This window comes from Promicromonospora sp. CA-289599 (assembly GCF_050936155.1).
Classification (GTDB): Bacteria; Actinomycetota; Actinomycetes; order Actinomycetales; family Cellulomonadaceae; genus Promicromonospora.
This window is the reverse complement of the sequence record NZ_JBNJNI010000001.1, coordinates 3,322,724-3,348,410: the sequence shown is the minus strand read 5'-3', so window position 1 is coordinate 3,348,410 and position 25,687 is coordinate 3,322,724. Positions and strand designations below refer to the sequence as shown.

The following is a 25,687-nucleotide window of genomic DNA, read 5'->3' as shown; positions in this document are numbered from 1 at the left end:
GTCAGACCCCCTGGCTTCTTGCTTCGTGCTCTTCCCGCGGCAGGGTGTCCTCGTCGGGCTCTGTCCCCGGCCGTGGTGCTGTCGAGGACCCCAAGGTCTCGTGGTCCACGCCGGTCACGTCGATCACGACCACCGTGATGTTGTCCCGGCCCCCTGCCTGGATCGCGGCGTCCACCAGGAACGCGGCGGCACGCTCCGGATCTGGCTGCTCCAGCAGGATCGTAGTGATCTGGTCGTCCGTCAGCTCCCCCGTGAGCCCGTCCGAGCAGACCAGCACCCGGTCGTGCAGCGCCACCGGGATGTACCGGAAGTCCGCTCGCACCCCGTCCTGGGCACCGAGCGCCCGGGTGATCACGTTCCGCCGCGGGTGGCGGCGGGCCTCGTCCATCGTGATCGTGCCCGCGTCGACGAGTTCCTGCACCTCGGAGTGGTCGACGCTGACCTGCGCGAGCACACCACCGGACAGCATGTACGTGCGGGAGTCCCCGACGTTCACGAACAGCCAGTACGGCACGTCCTCGCGCTCGTCGACGAGGACACCGGTGAGCGTGGTGCCCGGGGCGTTGCCCGAGTCGGTCTCGATCGCGCGGATGCGCTCGTGCGCCAGCTCGAGGTACGCCTCGACGAGCGCAGGCTCCACCTGGTCCACCTCGGCGAGCGCGCTGAGGGCGGCCAGCGCCTCGGCGCTCGCCACCTCCCCCGCCTCGTGGCCGCCCATGCCGTCGGCGACGAAGAACACGCGGCCCGTGGCCAGGTATCCGTCCTCGTTCAGGGTCCGGCGACGTCCCTGGTGCGAGGCAGCGCCCCAGACCGTCGTCAGCCCCTGATCGTGCTGCGTCATGCCTTCGACTCGTCGGGGTGGACGACGATCCGGCGGTCACCTACGTGGATGGTCGAACCCATCGGCACGCGCACGCGCGCGCCGGGCTCCGCGACCTGCGGTGAGCGGCCGGGGGCCGACACGACGGTGCCGTTCGTGGAGCCGCGGTCGGTCAGCCAGAGCCCCGCGGGGTCGACACCCAGCTCGGCATGGTTCTTCGACACCGACCGCGTCGGGTCGTCGACCCGCACGAGGATCGTCGGCGAACCGTCGGCGGCCTGCGGGTTACGGCCCACCAGCGCGGGTCCGTCGATCACGTGCCGCGCCCCGGACTCGAGCTCCAGGACCACCGTCACGACCGCCGCGGGCACCAGGCTCGGCGCCTGCATCCGGGTGGCCTCCCACGACTCCTCGGCCTGGGCGGGCGGCTGGGCCGCGCCGTCCCCGGGGAAGCTGACGGGGCCGGTGGGGCGGGACTCCGGGTGCTGCTGGGGCGGGAGCTCGTGCCGGACCGGAGGCGCGACCGGCTGCTGCACGGGCGGTGCGGCGGGCTCGGGCTGGGCGGCCGGCCAGGTCTTGGACGGCCAGGCGGACTCCGGCGGCTGCGGCTGGACCTGCTGGACGGGCTGGGACTGGACCGGGTACTGCTGCTGGACCGGCTGCTGCGGCTGGGGCTGCTGCGGCTGGGGCTGCTGGACCGGCTGCCTGGGCTGCTGCGGCTGCGCCGGGGGCGCGCCGGGCGCACTTCCGGGTATACCTGTGATGATGCCGCCGCCGGCCGGCGGCGCGGCAGGCGACTGCGGGAACGACCACGGGTCCGGAGCCGCGACGGGCGGTGTGCCCGGGTGCTGCGGTGCCGCCGGTGCCTGCGGAGACATCTGCCGGGAGGTCTGCTGGACCGGTGCCGACGGCGTGGCCGTCCGCAGCGCGGGCCGGCCCGGCGCGCGGGGGCCGGGGCCGACCGGGGCGAGCCCCGTCGTCACCGCGATCTTCGGCGCACGAAGGTCGAGCACCACGGACCGGGCCACCTTGTCGTGCCAGCCCTGGACCTTGTCGCCCTTGTCCCACAGGGGGGTCAGGTGCACGATGACCGGACCCGCCAGCGGGATCAGCGAGATGACACCGAGCATGAGCACCCGGATCAGCTCGCGGCCGAACCCGAGCGGCCCCCGGTCGTCGGCGGAGACCGTGCGCAGGCCCAGCGCGGAGTTGCCCACGGTACGGCCGGTCCGCGACTCCCAGATCCACATGGAGAGCATGAACGCGAACGACACCGCTCCGGCGATGAGGTAGAGCCGCATGACCTGGGCGAGCATCTCTGCCGTCTGCTCCTGGGACATCACCACCAGGGGGTCCGGCCGCTCGATGGTCAGCAGACCGATGCCGGCGACGATCCCCCCGAGCACACCGGCGATCGCGCCGTCGATCAGCAAGGCGAGGAACCGCTTGCCGACCCGCGCGTAGGGCGCCTCGAGCTGCTGCGGCGGTGCCATGCCCGCGCTCGGGATCTGGGTGGCCGTGTACACCTCGACCTCCGTGGTGATCGGCGGCCGGCTCGACACGAGCGGCACCCCTCCCGAAGCGCTGCCCTGCCGGGCCTGCGCGGCCGCGGCGGCCTGCTGCACCTGCCCGCGGGGAGTCTGCTGCGGCTCCATCACGGGCAGGCCGGTGCGGGGGAACGCCCGCCCGCACGCGGCACAGAAGGGCGCGCCCTCCTGCTGGCTTACCCCGCACCCGGCACAGACCACGGCCGTCATCATTTCTCCTTCGTCGTGCCGGTCGCCCGGGCCACCGCCTGGGCCCGACGTCGTTCGGCGACACCTCCCCAGACGGAGCGTAGCGACAGGGCCGCTCGCACCCGCTGTCGGGTGCTCACGGTGGAGCGTAGCCCGCCGACAAGCTCGTCGACCCCGGCCCAGAACGCCTCGACCTCGGCGGGCGTGGGCTCGTTGATCCCGAACACCGTCTCGTCCGCGCGGTGCGCGAGCACGAGGGTCGACGGGACGGCGTGTGCCCCGGCGATCAGGCCGGCGCTCTCCCGCCTGGTCGCCCCACGCGGCACGGACGTCCCGAGGTCGGTGACGACGTCGACCACCTCGTACCAGCCACCACTGATCCGGTCGGCAGGCTGCTCGGCGTTGCGCCGCGCGGTCCGACGCCGGGCCTTGTAGGCGAGGATCGCCACGATCGGGCCCGCGATCACCAGGAGCGGGATGCCGACGGCCAGCAGGATCATGCCGAGCAGACCCCAGTCGAAGCCCTCGTTCTCGGCCTCTTCCTTGTCATCGTCCTCGACGCTTCCGGCCTTCGCGTGCTCCGGCTCCTCCGGCGGCTCCGGATCCTGGAGCACCGGCGGCTTGGGCTCCTCCTTGCTCTCGGGCTGAGGCTGCATCTGCGGCTTCTCCTCAGGGACCGCGTCGATCGGCACCCAGCCGTACTCCTCGAACGGCACCTCGATCCAGGCGTGCACGTCGCTGCCGAGCACGGACCAGGGCTTGCCCTCCTCGTACTCGCTCTGCTTGTCCGGGTAGAAGCCCATGACGACGCGGGCCGGGATGCCTGCATTCTGCGCCATGAGGGCGAGCGCCACGGCGAACTGCTCGTCGTCGCCCACCATCTCCTCTTCCGCGAGGAGCGTGTTGAGGCGCTCCGCGGAGTGACCGGGACGGGAGAGCGGCTCGCCCTCGAGCCCGCTGGACAGGAACCCGTCCGCCTGCAGACCGTCACGGATCCGGAACAGCTTGGTGGCCGCGTCGGTCTCCACGCCCGTGAACTGGGCGGTCTTCGCCGGCAGCTCCTGCGGCGTCCCGCCCGAGTCGGTCTCCGGCAGCTCCGGGTCGAGGTCGATCTTGCTCTTCTTCAGCGTCTCCTCGCTCGGCTCCTCGGTCACCAGCGTGTTCAGGGTGTAGGAGTCGCCCGGCCGGATACCCGCGGTGGTGATCGCCGTGTGGGTCTTCTCGTTGTAGTAGGAGCCCTCCGTCTGGGCCTCCGCGTCGGCGCCCTTCCAGCTGACGCCGGTGAGGCTGCCGACCTCCGGGACCCAGACGCCGCGATACCCGGTGACGGTGATGTCTATCGACATCGGCTTGCCCTTCGCCTGGGTGGCGATCTCGTCACCGACGCGCGTGTAGAAGCCGGTCTCGCCGCCGTCGCCGGACGCGTCGTAGACGACGCCGTCGTACCGGTCGAGCGTGGCGATCGTGATGCGGCCGTTCTTGGGAAGCTCGCTGATCGTGAACATCTCCTCGTCGCGAACCTCCTTCTTGTAGTGCCGGAAGCCGACGAGGGGGCTCGTGTACTCGTGGATGTCGAACGGCGGCTCCACGGTCTCACGGAGCACCGTGCGGGGCTGGTCCGGCATGAGGATCGGCCCGGTGAAGCCGGCGGCGAGTGCCGCGACGGCCAGGATCGTGGCGCCCGTACGGACCCGGTACCAGCGCAGCCTGCGCGTGGCCTCCTGGCTGGACTCCGTGGAGATCGAGTGCGTGCCGACCCGTGCCTCCATGACGCGCACCGCGCCCCAGAGGAGAGCCACGATGGTGATCAGGAGGCCCTGCACCACCGGCAGCGCGACGTCGACCGTGCCCAGCAGGATCACGCCGACCAGGCCGGCGATCACCGGAACCACCGCCCACACCGCATGCTTCGCCCGCCAGGCGATGGTGCCGGCGATCAGCGCGACGAGCAGCATGAGCAGGAAGGGGATGACCCCGAGGTCGGGGAACGACTGCATGGGCGGCGCGGTGGTGATGAACCGCTTCCAGCCCTCCACGGAGCCGAGCATCAGCTCACGCAGGGAGTCCAGGGACGGGACCACGCCGGCGATGGCGGTGTGCGGCACCGCGAAGGCGGCGCCGAACAGGAAGTAGCCGACCACCGCGAGAGCGGTCACCACCACGGCGGGGAAGCGGCGCCAGGCGCCCACCCAGGCCACCGCGAGCCCGACGAAGGCACCGCCGATGGCGGGCAGCAGGTAACCGAGCGAGCCCCAGACGGGCCCGAACCCGATGATGACGGCACCGAACATCAGGCTCAGTGCCGCGAGGTCGACCAGGGCGAGCACGGTCAGCGCGCGTGGGCGGTCCGCCTCCTTGCGGCGCGTGGTGCCGCGGCCCGTGCCCGTCCGGAATCCGGTACCGGTGTTGTACGGCGATCGGCCCCGGTCGGCGCCTGCGCCGACCGGGGCGTTCCCGCGGGTGTTCTCGTTGCTCATCCGTCGCTCATCTTCTTCAGCGCAAGGGGTAGGTCGGCGAGGCGGCCCAGCGTGAGCACGCCCATCTCGGCGATGGAGTGCCGGCCGAGGGACGCGCCAGGTACGCACTGGATCGCCATGACCTGCACCCCGGCGGGGACACGTGCCGAGGCCGCGCGCAGCTCGGTCGGTGTCACCATGCTGCCGACGATGAACGCGATCACCGAGAAGTCGGTGGCGGCCATCCCGGCGGAACGGGCAAGGTCCACCAGCTTGGTCTTGCGGGACTCGAGCTCGATGCGGGACAGGTCGTCCATGAGCCGCGTGCGGTGGTCCCCGTGCAGCGTCGCCTCGTTGACGAGCACCGTCACGCCGCGGTCCTCCTTGATGGCCTGCAGGCCCAGGGAGCCGCAGACGCTCACGGCGAGCTCGAACTCGTCCTCGTGCGCGTAGTCCTCGGCGCGCGTGGACAGCAGCACGGCGAGGTGCGAGCGCCGGGTCTCCTCGAAGACCCGGACCATGAGCTGGCCGGTGCGTGCCGTCGTCTTCCAGTGGATGTGCCGTCGGTCGTCGCCGGCCACGTAGTCGCGCAGGGCGTGGAAGTTCACGTCCGAGCTCGTGATGTCGTTGGTGACCCGGCCCTCGAGGTCCTTGAGGAAACCCGTCGAGGAGCCCGTGAGGTTCTTGACGCGCGGGTGCACGAAGACCTCCTGCTCGTCGGTCCACGTCATCTCGCGGCGCAGCAGACCGAGCGGGTCGGCCCGCACGGACTTGACCGGTCCCACGGTGATCACGCTGCGGCGCCGGGTCGGGATCGTGAAGATCTCCTCGTGCGTGCCACCGCCCCGCAGGCGGGGCACCGGGAACGCCGCGGTTCCGGTGCCCACCGGCAGCTCCATGACGGAGGGCAGCAGCGAGCGGTTCGACGCGTTGCGCACGTCGAGGCGTCCGACGGCGCGGTCACCGACCGTCACCCGGGCCTGCGCGAGGTCGAGCACCACGTCGTACTTGAACCGGCCGAGCACGAACACGATCGCGCACACGAGCGTCACGCTCAGCAGCACCGCGGCGACCACCAGCTCGACCCAGCCGAGCGTGAGGCCTGTGATCCATGCCGCGACCGTCACGAGGGTCACCGCTATCCCGAACGTGCTGAACGTACGGCGGACGGGAGCGACCACTCGTCCCACCGCCGCCGCCCGGGAACGGGCGGCGGCGGCGAAGGTCACCCAGCCACGCCGGCCACGCCGCACCTGGGCGCGGCCGGCGGCGAGCAGACCGCGCGGGGTGTCCTGCCGCTTCCCGTACGCGGGGCCTGGTGAGATGCCGGTAGCGCTCATGCCGAGGCCCGCTCCTGCGGTGCCGCGACGTCGGCCATGATCCGGGAGAGCACGGCGTCGGGGCGTGCGCCCGCGAACTCGGCCTCCGGGTCGAGCACGAAACGGTGGCACCAGACCGGCTGGGCCAGCTCCTTGATGTCGTCGGGCAGCACGTAGTTGCGACCGTGCGCGGCGGCCCACACCTTGGCGCAGCGCACCAGGGCCAGCGCGCCACGGACGGAGACGCCGACGCGGACCTCGTGCGCGTTGCGCGTCTCCTCGGCGAGGCGGGACACGTACTCGAGCACCGCGGTGTCGGTGTGCACGTTCGCGGCCAGGTCGGCCATCTCCGTGACGGCCTTGGTGGTGATGATGGGCTGCAGCGCGGTGCTGCGGTCCTTCAGCGCGGCACCCGACAGGATCTCCACCGTGGAGGCGTGGTCCGGGTAGCCCACCGAGGTCTTCATGAGGAAGCGGTCGAGCTGGGCCTCGGGCAGGCGGTAGGTACCGGCCTGCTCGATCGGGTTCTGGGTGGCGAGCACCATGAACGGACGGCCGGTTCCGTGCGCGACGCCGTCGACGGTGACCCGGCCCTCCTCCATGACCTCCAGGAGCGCGGACTGAGTCTTCGGCGAGGCACGGTTGATCTCGTCCGCCAGGACGATCGAGGCGAAGATCGGACCGGGGTGGAAGTCGAACTTGTGGGTGTTCTGGTCGTAGATCGTCACACCGGTGACGTCCGAAGGCAGCAGGTCCGGCGTGAACTGGATGCGGTTGTGCGTGCCCTGCACCGACGCCGCGATCGAGCGGGCGAGCATGGTCTTGCCGGTACCGGGTGCGTCCTCCAGCAGGAGGTGGCCCTCGGCGAGCATGCAGGTCAGTGCCAGACGCACCACCGGTGCCTTGCCCAGGACGGCCTGGCCTACGTTGCCGACGAGCCGCTCGAAGGTCTGGGCGAACCAGGCCGCCTGCTCGGGGGTCATCGTGGTCATCTCATGTTCCCTACTGCTCGTTGCTGCTGGTTCGCTGGGTGATTTCGCTGGGTGAAATTTAATCGATCATCACGTGACCGGCCGCCGCCTGTGCGGCGGCCGGTCACGGTGCGGCCTACCGCCAGGTCCGGACCTCGTACGACTTACCGTTGATCCGGACGCCGACGTCGGTGTTCGGGTATCCGTAGAAGCAGCCGAGCTGGTAGCGCCCACTCGACGACCCGAAGTTCACGGTGTAAGCGCGGTCGGGCGTCAGGATGTTGTGCCAGCCGGACTCGTCCGGGTTCGTGCCCGACATGCACTCCACGGAGTGGGTGCCAGTGGGGAAGTCCTCCCAGTTGACGACGAAGTAGGCGCACGACGAATGGTTGCACTGGCCGTTGTTGACACCCGAGCCAGGCGTGACCCAGGCCCTCGGGTCGAGGGCGTCCGACCGAGCCTCTGCGCAGGTCTGCGCCGTCTGTCCCTCGGAGTCGGTGACAGTGACACAGGCCCGCTCGAGCCGGTCGGGCCCCGTGGCCACCGACTGGCTGCCGGTCCGGGCCTCGCTCGTGAACGCGCCAGTGACTCGCACGGTCGTGGGGCGGCCGTTGGTGCCGTTTGCGTTCCAGTCGAAGTTCACCCTCCGGTCCCCACCAGCGGCGCTGATGTTCGGCTTCGGCGGCGCACCGTACGGGACGACCCCGTTGGACGCGGCCGACCAGGCCGAACAGGTGTAGGCGTTGCAGGCCTGCACCTGGAAGGTGTATTCCGTTCCGTTGTTCAGGCCGCGGAACGTCGCGGACGTCGCGTTGCCCGCGTTCAACGTGGCGCCGTTGCTGGCCCGCACCTCGTACCTCGGGCCTGTGCCCCGGAAGTCGCCGATAGCGCCCCAGCTGACGTTCGCCTGGCCGCTCGTGTTCGAGCCCAGCGCGGCGTTGGGCCGACCGGGAACGTCCGGGGTGCCGTACGGCACCTCCTCGTTCGAGGACGGGCTCAGGTCACCATCACCGGCCTTGTTGGTCGCACGAACCCTGAAGGTGTACGAGGAACCGGTAGAGAGCTCCTCGACGGTCTGCGCCGTATCGGTGGTCTCGATCGACTTGACGAGCTGGCCGCCCGAGTAGACCCCCAGCCAGTACATGTCGATCGCGTCACCGTTGTTGGCGGGAGCCGTCCAGGTCACCCTGATCTGGCCGCCGGCGGCGGTGCTCACCCGCTCCGCGTGTGGCGCGGTGGGGGCCTCCGGAGCCTTGGCCGGGGTCTCGGGCGCGGACGGCTCGGACCACTCGGACGGGTCGGGAGCGTCGTTCTTGGCCTGGACCCTGACCGTGTAGGCGGTGCCGTTCTGCAGTCCTGCCCAGGTGACCTCGCCGCCGGGTTGGCAGGACTTCTGCGTCACGCCGTCGGCCGGGGCCGGGCTGATCTCCAGGTTCACGCAGTCGATCGGGGACCGGTCGGTGTAGGACCGGTTCTGCCAGGTCACGACGAGCGAGCTGTCGCCGAACTCCAGCGACGGCGGCTCGGGCTTGTCCGGCTTCTCGTCCGGGCGCGCCTCACGCGAGGCGGGAGACGGGTCGGACTCCCCCACCTCGTTGGTGGCGGTGACCGTGAAGGTGTACTTCACGTTGTTCTTCAGCCCGTCGAACGTGCACGTCGTGGTGGCGCACTGGTGCTCCTGGCTGCCGTTGGCGGTCACGGTGTACCCCGTGATGTCGGCACCGTTGTTGTTTGGCTGGTCCCAGCTCAGCACCACCGTCTCGGAGCGCACCTCCTCGACCCGCGGCGCCCGGGGCGCCTCGGGCCGGCCGAGCACCGTCAGCTTCGCGATCCCGTCGACCTCGCGGTCCGGATCCTTCGTGGCGTCCTGGACGCGGTAGCGCACGGTCATGACCCCGGTGAAGTCCTCACCCGGGGTGACCGTCAGCTGGTCGCCGCTGTAGGCCGCGGTGCCGTCCCCGACCTCGACGATCGGCACGCCCGACAGGGTGAGCTCCTTGTCGGGGAACGGGTTGGTGTCGTTCGCCAGCACCGGGACGGTCGTCTGCTTGCCCTGGTGGGCGTCCTCCACGACGTCCTGCGTCGTCTGCACCAGCTGGCGGGTCGAGGCCACGACCTCGACGGTGAGCACTGCCTTCACCGGCGGGTTCTTGCCGTCCGAGACCGTCATGGGGAGCTCTTGCGCGGTGCCCTTCGACACCGACGGGTCGACCTGGGCCGAGACCGCGCTGCCCGACACCGACGGCGAGATCCCGTTGCTACCGGTGACCTTGAAGGTCAGCGGGTCCTTGTCCGGGTCCTTCACGTACCGCGACAGGTCGACAGAGCTCTCCTCGCCGGCCGCGACCTGGAGCACCGGCCGGCCGGTGATCTTCGGCGGCATGTTGGTCGAGGGCGTCACGTCGATCGGCAGGGTCAGCACGGCGACCAGGCCCTCGGCATCGTCCGGCCCCTTGCCGTCGGTGACCTCGAAGCTGACCGACGCCGCGCCCGCGTAGTCCTTGGTCGACGTGTACACGATCGTGTCCTTGTCGGAGACCTGGGCCTTGCCCTCCAGCGCCTTGACGTTCTTCTCCTCGGTGATCCGCGGCTCGTGGTCGTCCCGGACCACCACGTAGTCGGCGAGGTCGATCGTGAGGGGCTCGCCGCTCGTGGCCTTCAGCGGCTCCAGGCCCGGCTTGAGGTGCGGTCGCAGCTGGTCGCCGGGTACCCGCACGAACGCCTTGGCGTCCAGGCCGTCCATGTCGGTCACGGTGTAGGTGATCACCTGGGCGCTCTGGGTGAGCTGCACCTCGATCGCGCCCTCCTCGGTGACTCGCACGCCCTCCAGGGACTCGTCGACCGTCACGTCCAGGTCCGCCCCGACGCCGTCCGGGTCCACGTCGTTCGCCCGCACGTCCACGGTCACGCTCGCGTTGCCCTTCACGTCGTCGGAGGTCACCACGTCGTCGTGAGCGATCGGACGCAACAGCGGCGCCTCGCTGTTCACGTTCACCGTGACGGAACTGCCCGCCTTCGCCTTGAAGGTGTCCTGGATGGCGTAGTAGAAGGCGTGGGTACCCTCCTCGTCGGGCGCGGTGACCACGATGTCGTCCTCCACCGCCTTGGGCTCCAGGTCGCCGGTGCTCTCGAAGCCCTTGGCCAGGAGGCCGATCTCGTCACCGTCAGGATCGGTGTCGTTCTCGAGCGCCCGGACCGCGACGGTACGTCCCGGCCGCACGGTGGTCTCGTCGTCCGCGGCCTGCGGCGGCTGGTTGGTCGCGGGCTTCGGCACGATGCCGACGCGCACCAGACCCTTGCCGACCGCGCCACGGGTATCGGTGACCTCGTAGCTGAAGGTGTCCAGCCCGGTGGCATCCTCCGCCGCCGTGTAGTCGATGAACCCGTCGACGATCCGCGCCGTGCCCTTGCTTCCCGCGGCGGAGATGGAGCTCAGCGTGACGTAGTCGCCGTCGGGGTCGCTGCCGTCCAGCTGCAGCGGGATACGGGTGGTGCCACCGCTGAGCACGCGCGCCGTGATGTCGGGCAGCTGCGGGGCGGCGTTCTCGGGCTTGTCCAGCACCACGATGGTGACCTGCGCCGAGTCCTTCTGCCCGTTCGAGTCCACCACCTCGTAGACGGCGTGATAGGTGCCCGCCTCCTGGCCGGCCCGGAACCTCACTGCATCCTCGGAGGCGAACGCCTCACCCGCGGACGCCGGCGGCGCCTCCTTCAGCTCGTCGGCGAGCGTCAGCTCCAGGCCGTCCGGGTGGGTGTCGTTCTTCAGCACCGGGATGGTGACCACGTCGCCCGCCTGCACGGTCGCGTCGTCCGGGCCCGCCTCCGGCGGCCGGAGCTGGTCGGGCGCCGGGATGGGCACCACACGCACCTGGCCCGTGGTGGTCCCCGACCCGTTCGCGACGGTGTAGTCGAACGTCTGCGGGCTGTCGAGCCGCTTGATCTCGGAGATCTTCAGGATCTGGTGGTTGAGCACCGCGACCTTGACCGGGGCGTCGTCCGGCACGTCGACCCCCTGCACCACGAGCACCCCGCCGGCGGGGTCGGTGTCGTTGGCGAGCACGTCGACGAGCGCCGTACCGCCGGTCGGGAGCAGCACCTGGTCCGTGACCGCCACGGGCGCACGCTCGTCCTCCGGCGGGTCCTCGACGTCGACGCGGACCAGCCCCATCACGGGCTCGGGACCGTCGGTGATCTGGTAGGTCACGTCGTACGAACCGGGCTCGTCGCTCTCGAAGCGGAACACGCCGGCCGCGTAGTTGGGCGTGATCGTCGCGCCCTTGGTCTCGGAGACGTTCGTCAGGCGCAGCTTGTCGCCGTTCGGGTCGCTGTCGTTCTTCAGCGGCTCCACCGTGACGGGCTCACCGGTGAGCACCGTCACGTGGTCCTGCACCGGAATCGGCGGCACGTTGCTCGCGACGACCTGGATGAGCAGCTTGCCCTGGAAGGGCTGGCCGCCCGAGTCCGACACCGTGATGTCCACGACCTTGCGGCCGGTCGCGGCACCGCCGTCGCGAAACTCGACGGTGCCGTCCGGGCGGGACCGCACCTCGTCCAGGGGGTCGGCGGTGGCTGCGCTGGACAGGAACAGGTCGTCGCCGTCCGGGTCCTTGAAGTAGGGCAGCACCTTGATGCTCGCCAGGCCGTCCTGACCCACCGTGAGCACGGGCTCGCCCATCTGCTCCGGCGGGTTGTTCTCCTCCAGCGGCACCACCCTGACGTCCACCGACGCCTCGGCCTTGCCGCCGCGCCCGTCGTCGACCTCGTACTTGAAGGTCGTGGTCCCTGACGCGTTCGCGGGCACGTCGGCCTGCAGCGCCGCGCCGTCGAGCACGCGGTCGACGCCGACGGCGCCGTCCGGCTCGCCCAGGATCCGCACCGTCATCACGTCGCCGTCGGGGTCCGAGTCGTTGCCCAGCACGTTGAGCACAGTGGTACGGCCGGGTCGCACGCCGATCGAGTCGTCCTTGGCCCTGGGCGGCCGGTTCTCCTGCTTCCGGTCGGCGACGAAGTTGTCGACCAGCTGCGGCGTGGCCTCCTCGGACTCCGTCTTCTTGCCCTCGCCGTCCTCGGGCATGACGATGTCCCAGTCGTTGACCTTCTCGAACAGGTCAGCGGCCATCCACAGCGAGCCACCCGCGATGTCGTTCAGCACGATGACGTCGCGGTTCACGCGGTAGACCAGGCTGGTGCCGACGGCCACACCCGCCAGCACCTGGTCGACGTCGTTGTCGGTGCCTGCGCAGTCCCGGATGACCTGGCCGGAGTCCCAGGCGCCGTAGGTGCATCCCTCGAGCTGCACGGGCGCCGACGGCACACCCTGCGCCGCGCGCGTGGTCGCGTCCCCGCCGCCGAGCGGCTGCGTGACGAGGCCGTCCGGGGTGGCCAGCACCACGTCGTCGATCTTCGCGGAGGGCTGCTGGAGCCTGCCCTCGGCGCCGTTCTCGACCTTGACCGTCTCGCCGCCCGGCAGCACGAGATTTCCGCTCGACTGGTCGAGCACCACCGGCTCGTCGCCGACGGCGGAGACCTCCACCTTGGCGTCCCGCCCCACGGGGAGGCTGGACTCCTCGCTCTCCCCGGGTACGCCCTGCCCGCTGGTGGGGACCGTGTAGAGCTTGGCGTCGGCGGGCACCGCGAGGAACACGGTGCCCTCCTTGCCCACGGCGAGCTTGCCGCCCTTGCCTACCTTGAGCGTCGGCTTGAGCTTCTTCTCGTCGTACCCGACGGCGCCGTCGAACGGCAGGACCCAGAGCCGGCCCTCGTCCTCGTCGTACACCGCCGTGGTGGCGCCGCCAGAGGCGACCTGTGCGCCGGCCGGCAGCTCCATCGAGCCGTCCAGGATGAGCTGGGCCGGGTTCACAGGGCTGGCGGACGAGTCGCTGGAGCTGTCCAGGAGCACCCGCTGCGCGTCCTGCTCGACGTCGAAGCTCGCCGCGTTGGCCAGCAGGACGCCGTCCAGAGCCTTCGCGTCGTAGTTGAACCGGCCGAGCTGGCCGGACGAGGTCTGGGTCACCCAGACGCCGGAGTCGTTGAGCTGGACGTCGGCCGTCGCCTCGCCGTCGTAGAGGAGTGCGAAGCCGAGGAGCCCTCCGGCGAAGAGGGTGACCACGCCGACCGACGCGGCTGACCTGCGGTTTTCGTACACGCGTGAGACAAAGCTCATGCGTCCTCCTCTTTCATCACTCCAGCGAAGTCTTGTCCGCCCGGATATCACACAGGCACAACGCAAGCACCCTACCGGGGTGGTGGGTGAATCGGCGTTGATTTTCGGTGGGCAGGACTACCCATGCGGCCCGCCCAGATTGTACGAGTCTGTCTGCTACGTGTCAGCAATATTGCGCTCAGGCGCAAGCAGCCCCAACCTGCTGTTCACCTCGAGGCCCCAACGCTCGAAGCTTCCGGCCGGCGCCTCGAGCACCTGCACGACACCCCGGCGCGGCAGCGTCATCCCCCAGGGCCGCAGCACCTGGACGTGCAGCACCCGCATGTCGTGAGACAGCAGCGCGACGTCGAGCGGTACGCGCATCCACGCGCCGTGGACCGACGAGCACGGGCGCAGCAGGAGCGCCTCCGGCAGCACGCGGCGGAACAGCATCCCCCGCATCCTGGCCGGAACGGTGTCGGCGACGAGAACCTCCGCGACGGATCTGCCGTTCACCACGAGATCTGCCTGCGTCATGTTGTCCTCCTCGACGAGACCTGAGTGGGCGGCACCGCGCCAGGCACCGACCCCCGGCGCTCATCTGAGCACCGCACGTACGTAATTTCGCTCAAAATGACGGTTGATGCGCCCCAAACTATGTACGTTTTGTGTCCACATCCGTACAGTCCGTGATGCGGACTTCGCCCAACCTACACATCAGGATTCGGCGCCCGCCTTTTGCGTACAGAACATAGGGATGGACCGAAGCGTGGTGAGGGCTGTGTTTGTGTCGGGACCTTGGACGAATGGGGCGCCATGCTCGTCGTAGCGATCGGTGCACCGGACGGCACGCACCCGGCTGTTCGCCGGTCAGGTCCCACGCTGGCGGCGGTGGTCGCCACCCTGGCAGGCCTGCCCGCCGGCGACGTCGTGCTCGCCACCCGTGACGAGCACGCCCGCAGAGTCGCCCGCGCGGCCCGCCTGGCCATCGGCCCGGAACGGCTCGGGCTGCTCCACATCGACACGCACGTCACGGCATGGGCGGTGGTGCTCGCGGGACTCGTGACCGGTGGCCTGACCGCCTCGTCCGCCCGTGCCGTGGCCGACGTGGTCCTCGCCCGCGTCACCACGAGAGCACTCGTGTCCAGCGTCGCGTCCCTGGAGAGCCCCACCCCCACGTTCCGCCAGCACGCCGGCAGCCTGCTGCCCCGCACCGCGTTCGTGGTCGACCCCGGACGCGGCACCGTGGGGCGGTTCCACGAGAAGCTGGGCATCCCGAGCGGTGGGGACATGCTCGTCGTGGCCGGCTCGGCCAAGCCCGTGGTGCCCGGCGCCGCCGACCTCCTCCCCCGCCCCGCCGACGCCGAGCTCGTGGGCGCGGAACCGGGGTGGCACGCGGCGCGGTGGTTCGAGGCCTCGACCATCGACGGCCCGCTCAGCTGGGCGGTCGCGAGCGCCGCCTCGGCGTCGCACCACTGGTCGGCCTGCGAGGTCTGCGGACGGGCAGCGACCGGTACCTGCATCTTCTGCGACATCGCGGTACGTCCCGCCCGCACGGGGCTGCCCCCGCACGCGGACCTTCCCGATCAGCGCCAGCCCGAGCACCAGGGAGTCATCAGTTGAATCCGCGTCAACGCCGAGGGGTGTTCCTTCTCGTCGTCACCTCGGTCCTCGCCGTCGCCGTCTTCGGTGGCGTCCTCTACTACGTGCGCACGGTCAGCACCCAGGTGGGACCGATGACCACGGTGCTCCAGCTCAACCGCGCGGTCGAGGCTCTGGAACCGATCGAGCCGGCCATGCTGGAGGAGGTCGAGATCCCGGAGCGCTGGGCTCCCGCGACCGCCGTGCACAGTCTGGAAGAGGTGGACAACCTGGTCGCGGCCACCGACTACAAAGAAGGATCGGTGGTGCAGTCGGGCATGCTGATCGACCGGCCGGGCGTACAGCCAGGGTTTCGCGAGGTAGCGATCCTCGTCGACTCCGAGACCGGCGTGGCGGGCAAGGTGGAGCCCGGCGACCACGTGGACATCATCGCGACGATGGCGGGCAGCGAGACCGTGAAGCCGGTCTCTCGGGTCTGGGTGTCGAACGTGCTGGTCCTGGAGGTCGGCCTCCCCCGCACCCTCGAGGACCCCGACGACCTCTCCGAGACCACCACGGGGCTCCCGGTGACGTTCGCGCTGACCACCGACGACGCGCTGACGCTCGCGTACGTCGAGTCCTTCTCGGTGAAGATGCGCCTCGCCCTGCGCGGCGCGGGCGACGAGGAGCAGCTTCCGACCGAGGAGCGCGTCTACGACGGCACCGCTCCGAAGCCCCCGGCGAAGGCGAAGGGCTGACCATGGTGGTCACCAAGGTGCTGCTCGCGACGGCGTCGCACGAGGTCCGGGACCACCTGGGGCACGTGTTCGCCGAGTCCGACCAGTTCGAGCTCGCCGCGTCCGTGGCCGACGGCGCTGGAGTGCTGACGGCCCTCGACCGATACCCCGACGTCGGGATCGTGGTGGTCGACGAGGCTGCCGAGGACGGCCACGGTCACGCCCTGGCCCGCACCGTCGGCCTGGCCGCACCGCTGATCGGCATCGTGATGGTCGTGGACGCACACGGCCCGACCGAGATGAACACCGCCATGGCCCTGGCGATGGAGGTCGGTGCCCGCTCCGTGATCTCCCGGAACGCCGGTCTCGAAGAGGTGCTGACCCGGTTCGAGGCGGTGGCTTCGTGGTCGACCGTGGCACGTGCCGCGATCGACGCGGAACGGAACGGGGGCCGCGGCGGCCAGGTCGTGGTCGTGGCCGGGGCCAAGGGCGGCGTCGGCGCGTCGGTGCTGGCCCTGCTGCTGGCCCGGGCAGGCCGAACCGGTGACACCACGCTCGTGGACTTCGACCTGGGTGCGGGCGACCTCGCCGCGTACGCCGGGGTGCGCACCCGGCGCTCGGTGGTCGACCTCGCCGGCGTCGAGGGCGAGGTGACGGCACGTATGCTCCGCGAGACGACGTACGAGGTCGGCGGCGGTCTGCGCCTGCTGACCGCGCCGAACGACGGCGAGCGCGGCGAGGAGATGACGCCCGCCGCGGCCCGCTCCATCGTGAGCGCCCTCCGGTTCGAGTCCCACCTCGCGGTGCTCGACGTCGGCGCCCACCTGGACGAACCGCGGGCGACCGCCATCGAGTTCGCGGACCGGGTGCTGCTGGTCACCACCCCGGACCTGCCCGCGCTGCGGGCCGCCCGACGGGTGATCGCGCAGTGGGACCGGCTGGCGATCCGGCGCCCCGCCGCGGTGGAGCTGGTGCTCAACCGGCGCAACCCACGGGACGAGGTGACACCGCAGCTCGCCGAACGCATCGTGGAGCGACCGATCGCGTTCACGGTGCCCGACGGCGGTGTCGCGTTCGCCGGGGCCGTCAACACCGCGACCCTGCTGGAGACGCCCACCTCGGTGCACGCCGCCGTCGCCGAGGTCGGTATCGCGGCGATCAGCGGGGCAGCCGCGACGCTGTCGGAGGACCCGGCGGAGGTGACGGCACTGGTCGCGAGCTCCGCACACCGGAAGGGGCGTTCCGGTTCCGAGCAGAAGCGAGCGGCCCGCCCGAAGCGGGGCGAGAAGCGCGCGGACCCGGAAGCCGGCCAGTCCACGGTGGAGCTGCCGGTCGTCATCCTGATCACTCTGACGGTGTTCCTGCTGTGCGCTCAGGGCATCGGGTGGGCCACGAGCCTCCTGGCGGCACGGGCCGCGGCGCAGGAGGGCGCGCGGACCGTCGGCGTCGAGGGGTACTACGACGCAAGCGGTAACCCCCGCGACGAGGTCATCGAGCGTGTCCGGGAGGACGTACGCGACAAGCTGCCGGGCTGGATGGACTCGGTCGACGACTCGGACATCGAGGTCCTGGCCGACAGCGTGAGCGTCCGGGTCACCGTGTCGACGATCGTGCCCGGGGCGGACCTCTCCGCGTCGTCGTCGGCCGTCGTCTACCGGGAGCGCTGACATGAGCCGGGGCCGAGGAGCGGACGAGAGCGGCCAGGCGACGGTCGAGCTCGTCGGCGTCGTCTTCGCCATCGTGCTGGTGGCGCTCCTGGCCATCCAGGGCATCACCGTGGCGCAAGCGGCGTCGATCACCCAGGAGGCCGCGCGGAACGGTGCGCGCGCCCTCAGCCAGGGGCAGAACTGGCGGGCCGTGGTGGAACGTCAGGTGCCCGACGGGCTCGTCCTGAGGTCCGCAGAGCCCGACCTCGACGGGAACACCGCCAGCGTGAGCGTGACCGTCTCCGCACCGCTCGGGCTGGCAGGCATGGACATCACCGATGTCTCCGTGACCCGGACCGCCGACTTCCCCGTGGAACAACGACGAAGGACTGGGGACTGATATGGGCCTGCGCGACCGGCTCGCCGTCGACGACCGGCGGGACGACGACAACGACCTCGCCAAGACGTACCGCGAACGACTGCTCGAAGAGGTGGACGTCGACGAGCTCGCCCGGCTCTCACCGTCCCAGCGGCGGGTGCGCCTGGAGCGCGTCCTGTCCCGCATCCTGTCCGCTGACGGGCCGGTGCTGTCCGCCCGCGAGCGCAGCGCGCTGGTGCAGCAGATCGCCGACGAGGCGCTCGGCCTGGGGGTGCTGGAGCCGCTGCTGGCGGACGAGTCAGTCACCGAGATCATGGTGAACGGGCCGCGGGACGTGTTCGTGGAGCGGTACGGCAAGGTGGAGCGGGTACCGACGCGCTTCGCGTCGTCGGAGCAGCTCTACCAGACGATCGACCGCATCGTGTCGCAGGTGAACCGCCGGGTGGACGAGTCGTCGCCCATGGTGGACGCGCGGCTGCCTACCGGCGAGCGGGTGAACGTGATCATCCCGCCGCTGGCGCTCGACGGCCCGACGCTGACCATCCGCCGGTTCCCGACGCCGTTCCGGATGGGCGAGCTGGTCGACAAGGGAACTCTGGACCGGCGCACGGCCGGCCTGCTGGGCGCGTGCGTGCGGGCCCGGCTGAACATCGTCGTCTCCGGGGGTACCGGCTCGGGCAAGACGACGTTCCTGAACGCGCTGTCCGGCATGATCCCGGACCACGAGCGGATCGTGACCATCGAGGACGCAGCCGAGCTGTCCCTCCAGCAGGGTCACGTGGTGCGGCTCGAGTCCCGTCCGGCGAACGTGGAGGGCCGCGGTGCGGTGACCATCCGCGAGCTGGTCCGCAACGCGCTGCGCATGCGTCCCGACCGGATCATCGTCGGTGAGGTGCGTGGCGGCGAGACCCTGGACATGCTCCAGGCGATGAACACCGGCCACGACGGCTCCGTGGCGACCGTGCACGCGAACACGGCGCGCGACGCGCTGGGCCGGCTGGAGACGCTCGCCTCCATGAGCGAGATCGAGCTCCCTGCCGCGACCCTGCGGGACCAGATCAACTCGGCCGTCGACCTGATCGTGCACCTGGAACGGGCGGAGGACGGGTATCGCCGGGTGGTCGAGGTGCAGGCCGTGACCTCGCAGCGGCGCGAGGAGTTCGCGCTGACACCGCTGGTGCGCTTCATCAAGGACCCCATCGGGCCGGACCGCACCGTGACCGGCACGTTCGTCGCGTCGCCTGAGCCGGACGAGCTGCGGGAACGCCTCCAGCGGGCAGGCGAGGCGGTGCCGGTGGCCGAACCTGAGCCGGCCGGGCCTGGGCCGGCCGGGCCTGGGCCGGCCGGGCCTGGGCCGGTCTGGGGTGGCGAGGCCCGATGATCGTCTTGCTCATCGCCGGGGGCCTGTTCGTCACTCTTCTGCTGGCGGCCGCGACGACTGCGACGCTGGTGGACAACGCCGAGACCGAACGTCGCATGGTGGAGTCGGCCGATCTCGACTCGGCGTCCAGGCCCCGCCTCTTCGACCGCCTGGACGAGCGGCTGCAGAAGACGCGCCGGGGGCAGGCACTGATCGCCCTGCTCGCAGGCTCGGGCCTGTCGACCTGGTCGCCGTCCATGCTGCTTTCGGGGTCGGCGGCGGGAGCAGTCACCGTAGGCGCGGTCGTTCTGCCTCTCTACGGCTGGGCGACGGCGGGGCTGGCGACCGTGCTCGTCGTGGTGGGTGTGCGGAGCTGGCTGGACCGGCGGCGCAAGCAACGCGTGGAGCGGTTCGTGGCGCAGCTCCCCGAGCTGGCTCGCCTCCTGGCGAACGGTGCGTCGGCCGGGCTCGCGGTACGCCGCTCGCTGGAGCTCGCGGCCGACGAGATCGCCGAGCCCGCGGCGTCGGAGGTGGCGCAGGTCAGCGCGGAGATGGCGCTCGGCAGGTCCTTGCGGGACGCGCTCGCGGGGCTGAACGAGCGGCTCCCGTCCCGGGAGCTGAACGTGCTGGTGCAGACGCTGACCATCCAGGGCCGGACCGGCGGCGCACTGGTCACCGCTCTCTCGGGTATCGGAGCCACGCTGGAGGAGCGACGACGCCTGCGGCGCGAGGTCGTCACCGCCACGGTCGGCGCCCAGTTCTCGGGGTACACGGTGATCTTCCTGGGCTTCGGCGCGGTGCTGATGATGAACGCGTTCAGTCCCGGCGTGATGGACGTGATGATCACCAACCTCGCCGGCCAGGTGGTGCTGCTGGTCGCGATCGGACTGTTCGCCATCGGTTACGTGGTGGTTCGCCGTATCGCGAAGGTGGAGGTGTGACGTGCTGGAGCTGCTGATCGCGACCGCGGCCGCCGGGCTGGTGGTGCTGGGCATGACCGGGTTCCGGCTGGTGACCAGCACCGGCCTGGAAGACATCGAGGCCGAGTACGCGCCGAGCGAGGAGCAGCGGCCGCGCGGGTTCGTCGCCGTGCTGGACCTGATCGGCGGGCCGCTCCTCCCCAGGGCCGTGCGGCTGCACGGCCGAGCCCGGCTGCAGCAGCTGGACACCATGATCCGTCGGGCCGGCCGTCCCGACGGCGTGACGCTGACGATGTTCGTGCGCCGCGAGGCGGCCTTCCTGGTGCTCGCCGTCTTCTTCGGGCTCGTGTTCACGCTCCAGGGCCTGTGGATGGTCGGCGTGCCGCTGGCGCTGGTGCTGGTTCTCTGGATGCGCCTGTGGCTGTTCCTCGCGGGGAGCGCGCGGCAGCAGCAGGTCGACAGCGAGCTGCCCGACTTCCTGGACGTGCTCAGCGTGACGGTGACCGCCGGCCTGGGCTTCAGGCAGGCGCTGGAGCGGGTGTGCGAGCTCCACGACGGCGCGCTGGCCGCCGAGATGCGTACCGCGCTGCAGGAGATGAACGTGGGCACGTCCCGGCGTCAGGCGTTCGTGGCACTGCGCGAGCGCAACAGGTCCGCGGCCATCGGCACGTTCGTGACCGCGCTGCTGCAGGCGGAGGAGCTCGGTGTGCCGCTGGCGGAAGCCCTCACGGACATCGCCTCGGACGTGCGCCGCGAGCGTGCCGAGAACGTACGCCGGAAGGCGGCACGGGCCGCACCCATGGTGTCGCTCGTCGTGACCCTGACGATCCTGCCCGGGGCCCTGATCCTGATCGTGTCCTCGGTGCTCATCGCGAACGCGGGGGTCCTCGGTGGGATTTTCTGACCGGCTGGGTCCCCCGCACGCGATGGACGCGATGACCCAGCGCGCGATCGGCTCCACAGTGCGCCTGCTGTGCCAGGTGCGGCTCGTGGTGCTGGCGTTCGCCCTGGTGCTCGCCCTGCTCGACGGCGCGGGCTGGCTCGGCGTGTTCCTCGTGGTGCTCGCCGCGCCCTTCTCGTTCGTACCCGCCCTCAACTGGAACGCCCGCGGACAGGTCTACGCGCGCAACGGGATCCTGCTGGCCGGGGACGTCGTCGTCGCCGTCGTGACGCTCCTGCCGATCGCCGGGTCGCCGCTGATGGCCATCTATGCCGCGGCGACCGCAGCGCTGTGGGGCCTCCTGGCCGGTCTGCTGCTCGGCGTGATCATGGCGGTGCCGCTGGCCCTGCACCAGCTCACGGTGTACGGGGACGGCTCGCGCGGCCTGGTCACGGGGATCGCCGGTTCGGCCCTCGTGGTCGTGATGACCTGGACCGGGACCCTCCTGGGACGGCGGCTGCGGCGGCAGGCGCTCATGTCGGTGGAGCTGGCGACCGTACGCGAGCAAGAGGTCGTCCTGGCTGAGCGGCTGCGCCTGGCCCGGGACCTGCACGACACCGTGGCAGGGGACCTCGCCGGGCTCGCCCTGGCGACACGTGGGCTGGCCGACCGGCTCGACCGGGAGGGTGCCCCACCGGGCACCGTCGTGCTGGCGCGTGAGGTCAGCGACGCCGTCGGGGTGGCGCACCGGCACACGAGAGCGGCCCTCGGCGAGCTTCGTGACGAGCGCGCCGGCGTGTCCGGCTCCGTGGCCGACATCGCCCGGCACTGGACGGAACGCACCGGGATCCCCGCCCGGCAGTCCGTCGGCCCGGACGTGGACGACGTCGTGGGCACCGGACGCGCCCAGCACGTCCGTGCGCTGCTGACCGAGCTGCTGGAGAACGTGCGCAAGCACGCGGACGCGTCCCGGGTCGAGATCGCCGTGTCCGCGACCGACGGGACGGTCGCGGTGCTGGTGTCGGACGACGGCTCCGGGATCTTGACGGACCGGAGCGGCGGGTACGGGATGCGCGGCGTACGGGAGCGGGCCGCGCTCTGCGGCGGCGACGCCACCTGGGCACCGGGGCCGGACGGCGGGACCACCGTGCGGGTGCTGCTCCCGGACGAACCCGCCGACGCGCCGGCCGTGCTGCCGGACAGCGTCCCCGAGACGACGAGCACGGTGCCGAGCTACACGATGACGACGGAGGTGGCCTGATGCGGATCCTCACCGTGGACGACAACCCGATCATCCGGTTGGGCCTGCGTACGCTGCTGGAGGGAGCCGACGGCGTGACGTCCGTGCTCGACACCGGCGACCCCGAGGAGGCCGTGGGCCTCGTCGCGGCCGGACAGGTCGACGTCGTGCTGCTGGACGTGCGGATGCCCCGGATGAGCGGGCTGGAGCTCCTACCGCGCCTGTCCGGGGCGACGGTGGTGATGCTGACCCATACCGACGACGCCTCCGCCGTGTCCGAGGCGATCGATGCCGGGGCCGCCGGGTACCTCGTGCACGGTGCGCTGGAGCCCGCGGCGATGCTGGACGCGATCCGGCTGTGCCGGAACGGGAGCCAGGTGGTCTCCGGGGCCTCGACGGTCCGGGCCGCGGCACGCACCTCGGCGCCCCCGGCCGTACGGAGCCTGCTGTCCCCGCGAGAGGCGGAGGTGATGGACCTGGTGTCCGACGGCCTGTCCAACCAAGAGATCGCCGCCCGGCTGTTCATCTCAGGCAAGACCGTGAAGAACCACCTGAACAGCCTGTTCGCGAAGCTCGGCGTCACGACCCGGAGCCAGGCCATCGTGCGCTGGCTGCAGCGGGACCCGGATACGGGTAGGACCCTGGGCCCAGGGAGAACGGGACCAGCCGTGGGACCGAGCACCCTGGGCGCGCGGTTCGCGGCTCCGTAGGTTCGCTGGTGTGGTTACGGCCGGATCCGTAGCCGAGACCGGATACCGAGCTATGGAGGGCACCATGAAGAAGCTGCACCAGAAGGCGATCGACGCTCACACGATGCTGCGGTTCCGCACCGCGCGCGCGATGGACCGGTTCCAGGGCGACGAGCGCGGACAGGGCAGCGTCGAGTACATCGGCATCATCCTGGTCGTCGTCGCGATCGTTGCCGCCATCCTCACGGCGGGTGTCACGGGCGTGGGCAGCGCGATCGTCACCAAGCTCACGGCAGCCGTCAACAAGATCGGCAGCACCGCCTGATCCAGCCGAAGACGAAAATGGAGGTGTCGATGCGCCGGGCCACGTTCGCCGCGCTCGCGGTCGGTCTTGTGTGCCTGGCGACCGGTTGCGGGCTCATCGGGCCCGACGGGCCCGATCCGGTGACCGAGTCGTCGCCCGGTGAGTCGACATCCCCCACCTCGTCCGGAGGCTCCCCGCCTCCGGACGAGGTCGTGTCCGTCGACCGGGAGTGGCACGGGGCGAGAGTGCGCTTCGACGTGCACCCCATCGAGGTGGACGGCGAGCTCGCGGTCCTGCGGTACGACCTCAGGGCCACGCCGGCCGACCGGTCGGATCCGCCCGAGCTCTGGACCATCGTGCTGAACCTCGGCGGTCCCGGCGGCTCTGTCAACGACGGCAGCGGCATACGGCTCTTCGACACGGGTGCGGGTCTCGCCTACCCCGCGGCGCAGTCGCCTGACGGAGTCCCCGCCGCGACGCTCGACTGGGTGGAGGACGGCGACCTGAAGGGCTCGGCCGTCGTCGTCTTCGCCGCGCCCGTGAACGAATCGGTAGACGTGCTGCTCCCCGGCCTCGGGACGGTGACCGTGCCCGTCGTCGCGGCGGGTGACGACTTCCAGGACGCGATCGACGAGGTCGGCGGCGTCGCCGACGCCGAGACCAAGAAGCTCCGCGCCTTCACCCATACCTACGACTCCGAGTCGGCGACGTCCGCCGAGGACGACGACCTCACGGTCACCTTGGCGTCCGACATCCTCTTCGCCTCGGACGAGCACACGCTGTCGCAGAAGGCGCGCGGAGTGCTGGACCGTGCCGCGGCGTCGATCACGAGGCAGGCGGACGCCGGCGAGGTGCGCGTGGTGGGGCACACCGACGACGTCGACACCGCCGCCTACAACCAGGCGCTGTCCGAACGACGTGCCGCGTCCGTCGCCGACCGCCTGAGCTCGAAGCTCGGCGGTGACTTCACGGTGACCGAGGAGGGACGCGGCGAGGCGGAGCCGGTCGCCGAGGGAACGAGCCCCGAGGCCCGTGCTGCGAACCGACGCGTCGAGATCCAGTTCCAGGGCCACCTGGTGGTCGAGACCGACACGGAGAGCGACATCCCCGAGACCGACGCCCCGACGGCGGAGAACGACGCGGTCACCATCTCCACGGACCTCGGCGAGTACGCGGTAGAGGTGGAGTCGATGGTGCGCCGGGACGGCGCCCTGGTGGGCACGCTCGTCGCGGAGCGCACGAAGGGCACCTCGCTCGACCCCGCCTGGTTCCTCCCGGCCTATCTGGATCAGATCGGCAGCCGGGAGTTCGGGGCACTGGCCGAGCTCGCCGGCCCGCACAACCTCTCGCTGCTCGTACCGCAGGAGCGGGTGCTGCCGTTCGACTACTCGCATGAGCGGATGTCCGGCGGGTTCGCCCTCCGGCGACTGCTCGGCGACGAGGAGGTCAAGCCGCTCGAGCTGGGCGAGTCGACCCTGATCACCGCCGTCTGGCCCGACACGGGCCAGGACACCGTGACCATCGACGCACCGGACCGCTTCCGGATCACCGATGTGCCGGTGACCGGCACCCCGACGGGAGACTGACCATGGCGTGCAGGAAACGACCGACCCCCGACGACGACGAACGCGGCTCGATGCACGTGATGACGATCCCGATCACCGTCGGCATGCTGTCCGCCGCCGTCCTGGTGATCACCATGGTCGGCTCGGCGACGAGCGACCGACGCGAGGTGGGCACCGCCGCGGACGCCGCGGCCCTCGCCGCGGCCCAGGAGTGGGACGAGCATCTGGGAGTCCTGAACGCACTACACCTCGGGGTGCCAGGCCTCGCGGCGTTCTGGGGCATCCTCGACGAGCCCGCACTCACCGATGACGCCCGGGCGGAGATCTACGCGGCGGCCGAGGAGTACGCCGAGCGCAACGGCGGGGAGCTGACCGAGCTCAGGATCGACCCGTCCCTCCTCCAGGTGACCGCCGAGGTGCGGAACAAGGACGAGGTCCCCGTCGCGGGGGTCCGCTCCGAGGCGTCCGCGACGGCGCAGGTCAGGCTGACCGGCGGGCTCTGTCTGGGCGACGATGGTCTGGGATGGCGGGTCGACGGCGAGTGCGTGACCGACGAGCCGGACGTCGAGGACGTCGCCCCCGACGACGGGGACGTTCCCGACGACCGCGGGGAGATGAGCCAGTTCCTCGCCGCGAAGTACGCCAAGGAGTTCCCGGACAAGAACATCGTCGTCGTACACGAGGACATCGCCGTCAGCTTCGGCCCCGACGTGAGAGGGCTGGTGCGCCTCGCGACGGAGGGCGACTTCGACGTCTTCGGTCTCGACCAGGGAACGGTCACTCGTCACGGCGACGGTGGCTACATCAACTGGGCCTTCTACGGCAGCTTCGAGAGAGACGACAACGTGGTGAGGTTCGAGCCGCGCCGCGACGAGGACGTCGAGCTCCCGGAGCTGGCCGAGTTCAGCAGCGAGATCATCCTGATCGACTGATATGTAGCGT

The 25,687-nt window shown here is 71.0% G+C and carries 19 protein-coding genes; 12 read left to right on the top strand and 7 right to left on the bottom strand.

The window, feature by feature from the left end:
• Position 1 precedes the first annotated feature (1 nt).
• The 7 genes from ACQEVI_RS14810 to ACQEVI_RS14780 form a co-directional block, all read right to left on the bottom strand.
• Complete coding sequence (locus ACQEVI_RS14810; protein WP_432900160.1) at positions 2-841, bottom strand: PP2C family protein-serine/threonine phosphatase; 840 nt, start codon at positions 839-841, stop codon at positions 2-4.
• Positions 838-2,577 carry an RDD family protein gene (locus ACQEVI_RS14805; protein ID WP_432900158.1) on the bottom strand — a complete coding sequence of 580 codons (1,740 nt, stop codon included), beginning with the start codon at positions 2,575-2,577 and terminating at the stop codon, positions 838-840. The genes ACQEVI_RS14810 and ACQEVI_RS14805 overlap by 4 nt, the downstream gene beginning before the upstream one ends.
• Positions 2,577-5,033, bottom strand: a complete 2,457-nt coding sequence (locus ACQEVI_RS14800) for a transglutaminaseTgpA domain-containing protein (protein WP_432900156.1) — start codon at positions 5,031-5,033, stop codon at positions 2,577-2,579. Before ACQEVI_RS14800 ends, ACQEVI_RS14805 begins: the two co-directional genes overlap by 1 nt.
• Positions 5,030-6,352 (bottom strand): DUF58 domain-containing protein, encoded by a 1,323-nt coding sequence (locus tag ACQEVI_RS14795; protein ID WP_432900154.1) that lies wholly within the window; start codon positions 6,350-6,352, stop codon positions 5,030-5,032. The genes ACQEVI_RS14800 and ACQEVI_RS14795 overlap by 4 nt, the downstream gene beginning before the upstream one ends.
• Positions 6,349-7,323, bottom strand: a complete 975-nt coding sequence (locus ACQEVI_RS14790) for an AAA family ATPase (RefSeq protein ID WP_432900152.1) — start codon at positions 7,321-7,323, stop codon at positions 6,349-6,351. Before ACQEVI_RS14790 ends, ACQEVI_RS14795 begins: the two co-directional genes overlap by 4 nt.
• A 115-nt stretch (positions 7,324-7,438) precedes the next feature.
• Entirely contained in the window at positions 7,439-13,465 is a 6,027-nt protein-coding gene (locus ACQEVI_RS14785; RefSeq protein WP_432900150.1) for an Ig-like domain-containing protein, read from the bottom strand.
• 156 nt (positions 13,466-13,621) lie between these two features.
• Positions 13,622-13,981 (bottom strand): DUF192 domain-containing protein, encoded by a 360-nt coding sequence (locus ACQEVI_RS14780; RefSeq protein ID WP_432900148.1) that lies wholly within the window; start codon positions 13,979-13,981, stop codon positions 13,622-13,624.
• Positions 13,982-14,260: 279 nt separating this feature from the next.
• On the opposite strand from ACQEVI_RS14780, the gene ACQEVI_RS14775 reads away from it, so the two are divergent.
• The 12 genes from ACQEVI_RS14775 to ACQEVI_RS14720 all read left to right on the top strand — a co-directional run bounded on the left by ACQEVI_RS14775 (position 14,261) and on the right by ACQEVI_RS14720 (position 25,677).
• Positions 14,261-15,067: a hypothetical protein gene (locus ACQEVI_RS14775; protein WP_432900146.1), complete on the top strand. Its 807-nt coding sequence runs from the start codon at positions 14,261-14,263 to the stop codon at positions 15,065-15,067.
• Positions 15,068-15,087: 20 nt separating this feature from the next.
• Complete coding sequence (gene cpaB / locus ACQEVI_RS14770) at positions 15,088-15,783, top strand: Flp pilus assembly protein CpaB (protein WP_432900144.1); 696 nt, start codon at positions 15,088-15,090, stop codon at positions 15,781-15,783.
• Between the two features lie 2 nt (positions 15,784-15,785).
• Positions 15,786-17,429, top strand: a complete 1,644-nt coding sequence (locus tag ACQEVI_RS14765; RefSeq protein ID WP_432900142.1) for a hypothetical protein — start codon at positions 15,786-15,788, stop codon at positions 17,427-17,429.
• A gap of 1 nt (position 17,430) precedes the next feature.
• The gene (locus ACQEVI_RS14760; protein ID WP_432900140.1) at positions 17,431-17,808 is read left to right on the top strand and encodes a TadE/TadG family type IV pilus assembly protein; all 378 of its coding nucleotides are present in this window, start codon (positions 17,431-17,433) and stop codon (positions 17,806-17,808) included.
• A gap of 1 nt (position 17,809) precedes the next feature.
• The gene (locus tag ACQEVI_RS14755) at positions 17,810-19,168 is read left to right on the top strand and encodes a CpaF family protein (RefSeq protein ID WP_432900139.1); all 1,359 of its coding nucleotides are present in this window, start codon (positions 17,810-17,812) and stop codon (positions 19,166-19,168) included.
• Positions 19,165-20,088, top strand: coding sequence for a type II secretion system F family protein (locus tag ACQEVI_RS14750; RefSeq protein ID WP_432900138.1), 924 nt, complete (start codon positions 19,165-19,167; stop codon positions 20,086-20,088). The genes ACQEVI_RS14755 and ACQEVI_RS14750 overlap by 4 nt, the downstream gene beginning before the upstream one ends.
• 1 nt (position 20,089) lies before the next feature.
• Positions 20,090-20,971, top strand: coding sequence for a type II secretion system F family protein (locus tag ACQEVI_RS14745; RefSeq protein ID WP_432900137.1), 882 nt, complete (start codon positions 20,090-20,092; stop codon positions 20,969-20,971).
• 31 nt (positions 20,972-21,002) lie between these two features.
• On the top strand, positions 21,003-22,208 hold the full coding sequence (locus tag ACQEVI_RS14740; protein WP_432900135.1) for a sensor histidine kinase: 1,206 nt from the start codon (positions 21,003-21,005) through the stop codon (positions 22,206-22,208).
• Positions 22,208-22,897 carry a response regulator transcription factor gene (locus tag ACQEVI_RS14735; protein ID WP_432900134.1) on the top strand — a complete coding sequence of 230 codons (690 nt, stop codon included), beginning with the start codon at positions 22,208-22,210 and terminating at the stop codon, positions 22,895-22,897. The genes ACQEVI_RS14740 and ACQEVI_RS14735 overlap by 1 nt, the downstream gene beginning before the upstream one ends.
• Positions 22,898-22,961: 64 nt before the next feature.
• Positions 22,962-23,201, top strand: a complete 240-nt coding sequence (locus ACQEVI_RS14730) for a Flp family type IVb pilin (RefSeq protein WP_432900132.1) — start codon at positions 22,962-22,964, stop codon at positions 23,199-23,201.
• Between the two features lie 29 nt (positions 23,202-23,230).
• The gene (locus tag ACQEVI_RS14725; RefSeq protein ID WP_432900130.1) at positions 23,231-24,766 is read left to right on the top strand and encodes an OmpA family protein; all 1,536 of its coding nucleotides are present in this window, start codon (positions 23,231-23,233) and stop codon (positions 24,764-24,766) included.
• Positions 24,767-24,825: 59 nt separating this feature from the next.
• A complete protein-coding gene (locus ACQEVI_RS14720; RefSeq protein ID WP_432900128.1) occupies positions 24,826-25,677 on the top strand; it encodes a pilus assembly protein TadG-related protein in 852 nt (283 codons plus the stop codon).
• Positions 25,678-25,687: the final 10 nt, after the last annotated feature.

What these genes read in the sequence shown, in the direction of transcription:
- ACQEVI_RS14810 (WP_432900160.1), bottom strand. Translation starts at nt 841, where the DNA reads ATGACGCAGCACGATCAGGGGCTGACGACGGTCTGGGGCGCTGCCTCG.
- ACQEVI_RS14805 (WP_432900158.1), bottom strand. Translation starts at nt 2,577, where the DNA reads ATGACGGCCGTGGTCTGTGCCGGGTGCGGGGTAAGCCAGCAGGAGGGC.
- ACQEVI_RS14800 (WP_432900156.1), bottom strand. Translation starts at nt 5,033, where the DNA reads ATGAGCAACGAGAACACCCGCGGGAACGCCCCGGTCGGCGCAGGCGCC.
- ACQEVI_RS14795 (WP_432900154.1), bottom strand. Translation starts at nt 6,352, where the DNA reads ATGAGCGCTACCGGCATCTCACCAGGCCCCGCGTACGGGAAGCGGCAG.
- ACQEVI_RS14790 (WP_432900152.1), bottom strand. Translation starts at nt 7,323, where the DNA reads ATGACCACGATGACCCCCGAGCAGGCGGCCTGGTTCGCCCAGACCTTC.
- ACQEVI_RS14785 (WP_432900150.1), bottom strand. Translation starts at nt 13,465, where the DNA reads ATGAGCTTTGTCTCACGCGTGTACGAAAACCGCAGGTCAGCCGCGTCG.
- ACQEVI_RS14780 (WP_432900148.1), bottom strand. Translation starts at nt 13,981, where the DNA reads ATGACGCAGGCAGATCTCGTGGTGAACGGCAGATCCGTCGCGGAGGTT.
- ACQEVI_RS14775 (WP_432900146.1), top strand. Translation starts at nt 14,261, where the DNA reads ATGCTCGTCGTAGCGATCGGTGCACCGGACGGCACGCACCCGGCTGTT.
- ACQEVI_RS14765 (WP_432900142.1), top strand. Translation starts at nt 15,786, where the DNA reads ATGGTGGTCACCAAGGTGCTGCTCGCGACGGCGTCGCACGAGGTCCGG.
- ACQEVI_RS14760 (WP_432900140.1), top strand. Translation starts at nt 17,431, where the DNA reads ATGAGCCGGGGCCGAGGAGCGGACGAGAGCGGCCAGGCGACGGTCGAG.
- ACQEVI_RS14755 (WP_432900139.1), top strand. Translation starts at nt 17,810, where the DNA reads ATGGGCCTGCGCGACCGGCTCGCCGTCGACGACCGGCGGGACGACGAC.
- ACQEVI_RS14750 (WP_432900138.1), top strand. Translation starts at nt 19,165, where the DNA reads ATGATCGTCTTGCTCATCGCCGGGGGCCTGTTCGTCACTCTTCTGCTG.
- ACQEVI_RS14740 (WP_432900135.1), top strand. Translation starts at nt 21,003, where the DNA reads ATGACCCAGCGCGCGATCGGCTCCACAGTGCGCCTGCTGTGCCAGGTG.
- ACQEVI_RS14735 (WP_432900134.1), top strand. Translation starts at nt 22,208, where the DNA reads ATGCGGATCCTCACCGTGGACGACAACCCGATCATCCGGTTGGGCCTG.
- ACQEVI_RS14730 (WP_432900132.1), top strand. Translation starts at nt 22,962, where the DNA reads ATGAAGAAGCTGCACCAGAAGGCGATCGACGCTCACACGATGCTGCGG.
- ACQEVI_RS14725 (WP_432900130.1), top strand. Translation starts at nt 23,231, where the DNA reads ATGCGCCGGGCCACGTTCGCCGCGCTCGCGGTCGGTCTTGTGTGCCTG.
- ACQEVI_RS14720 (WP_432900128.1), top strand. Translation starts at nt 24,826, where the DNA reads ATGACGATCCCGATCACCGTCGGCATGCTGTCCGCCGCCGTCCTGGTG.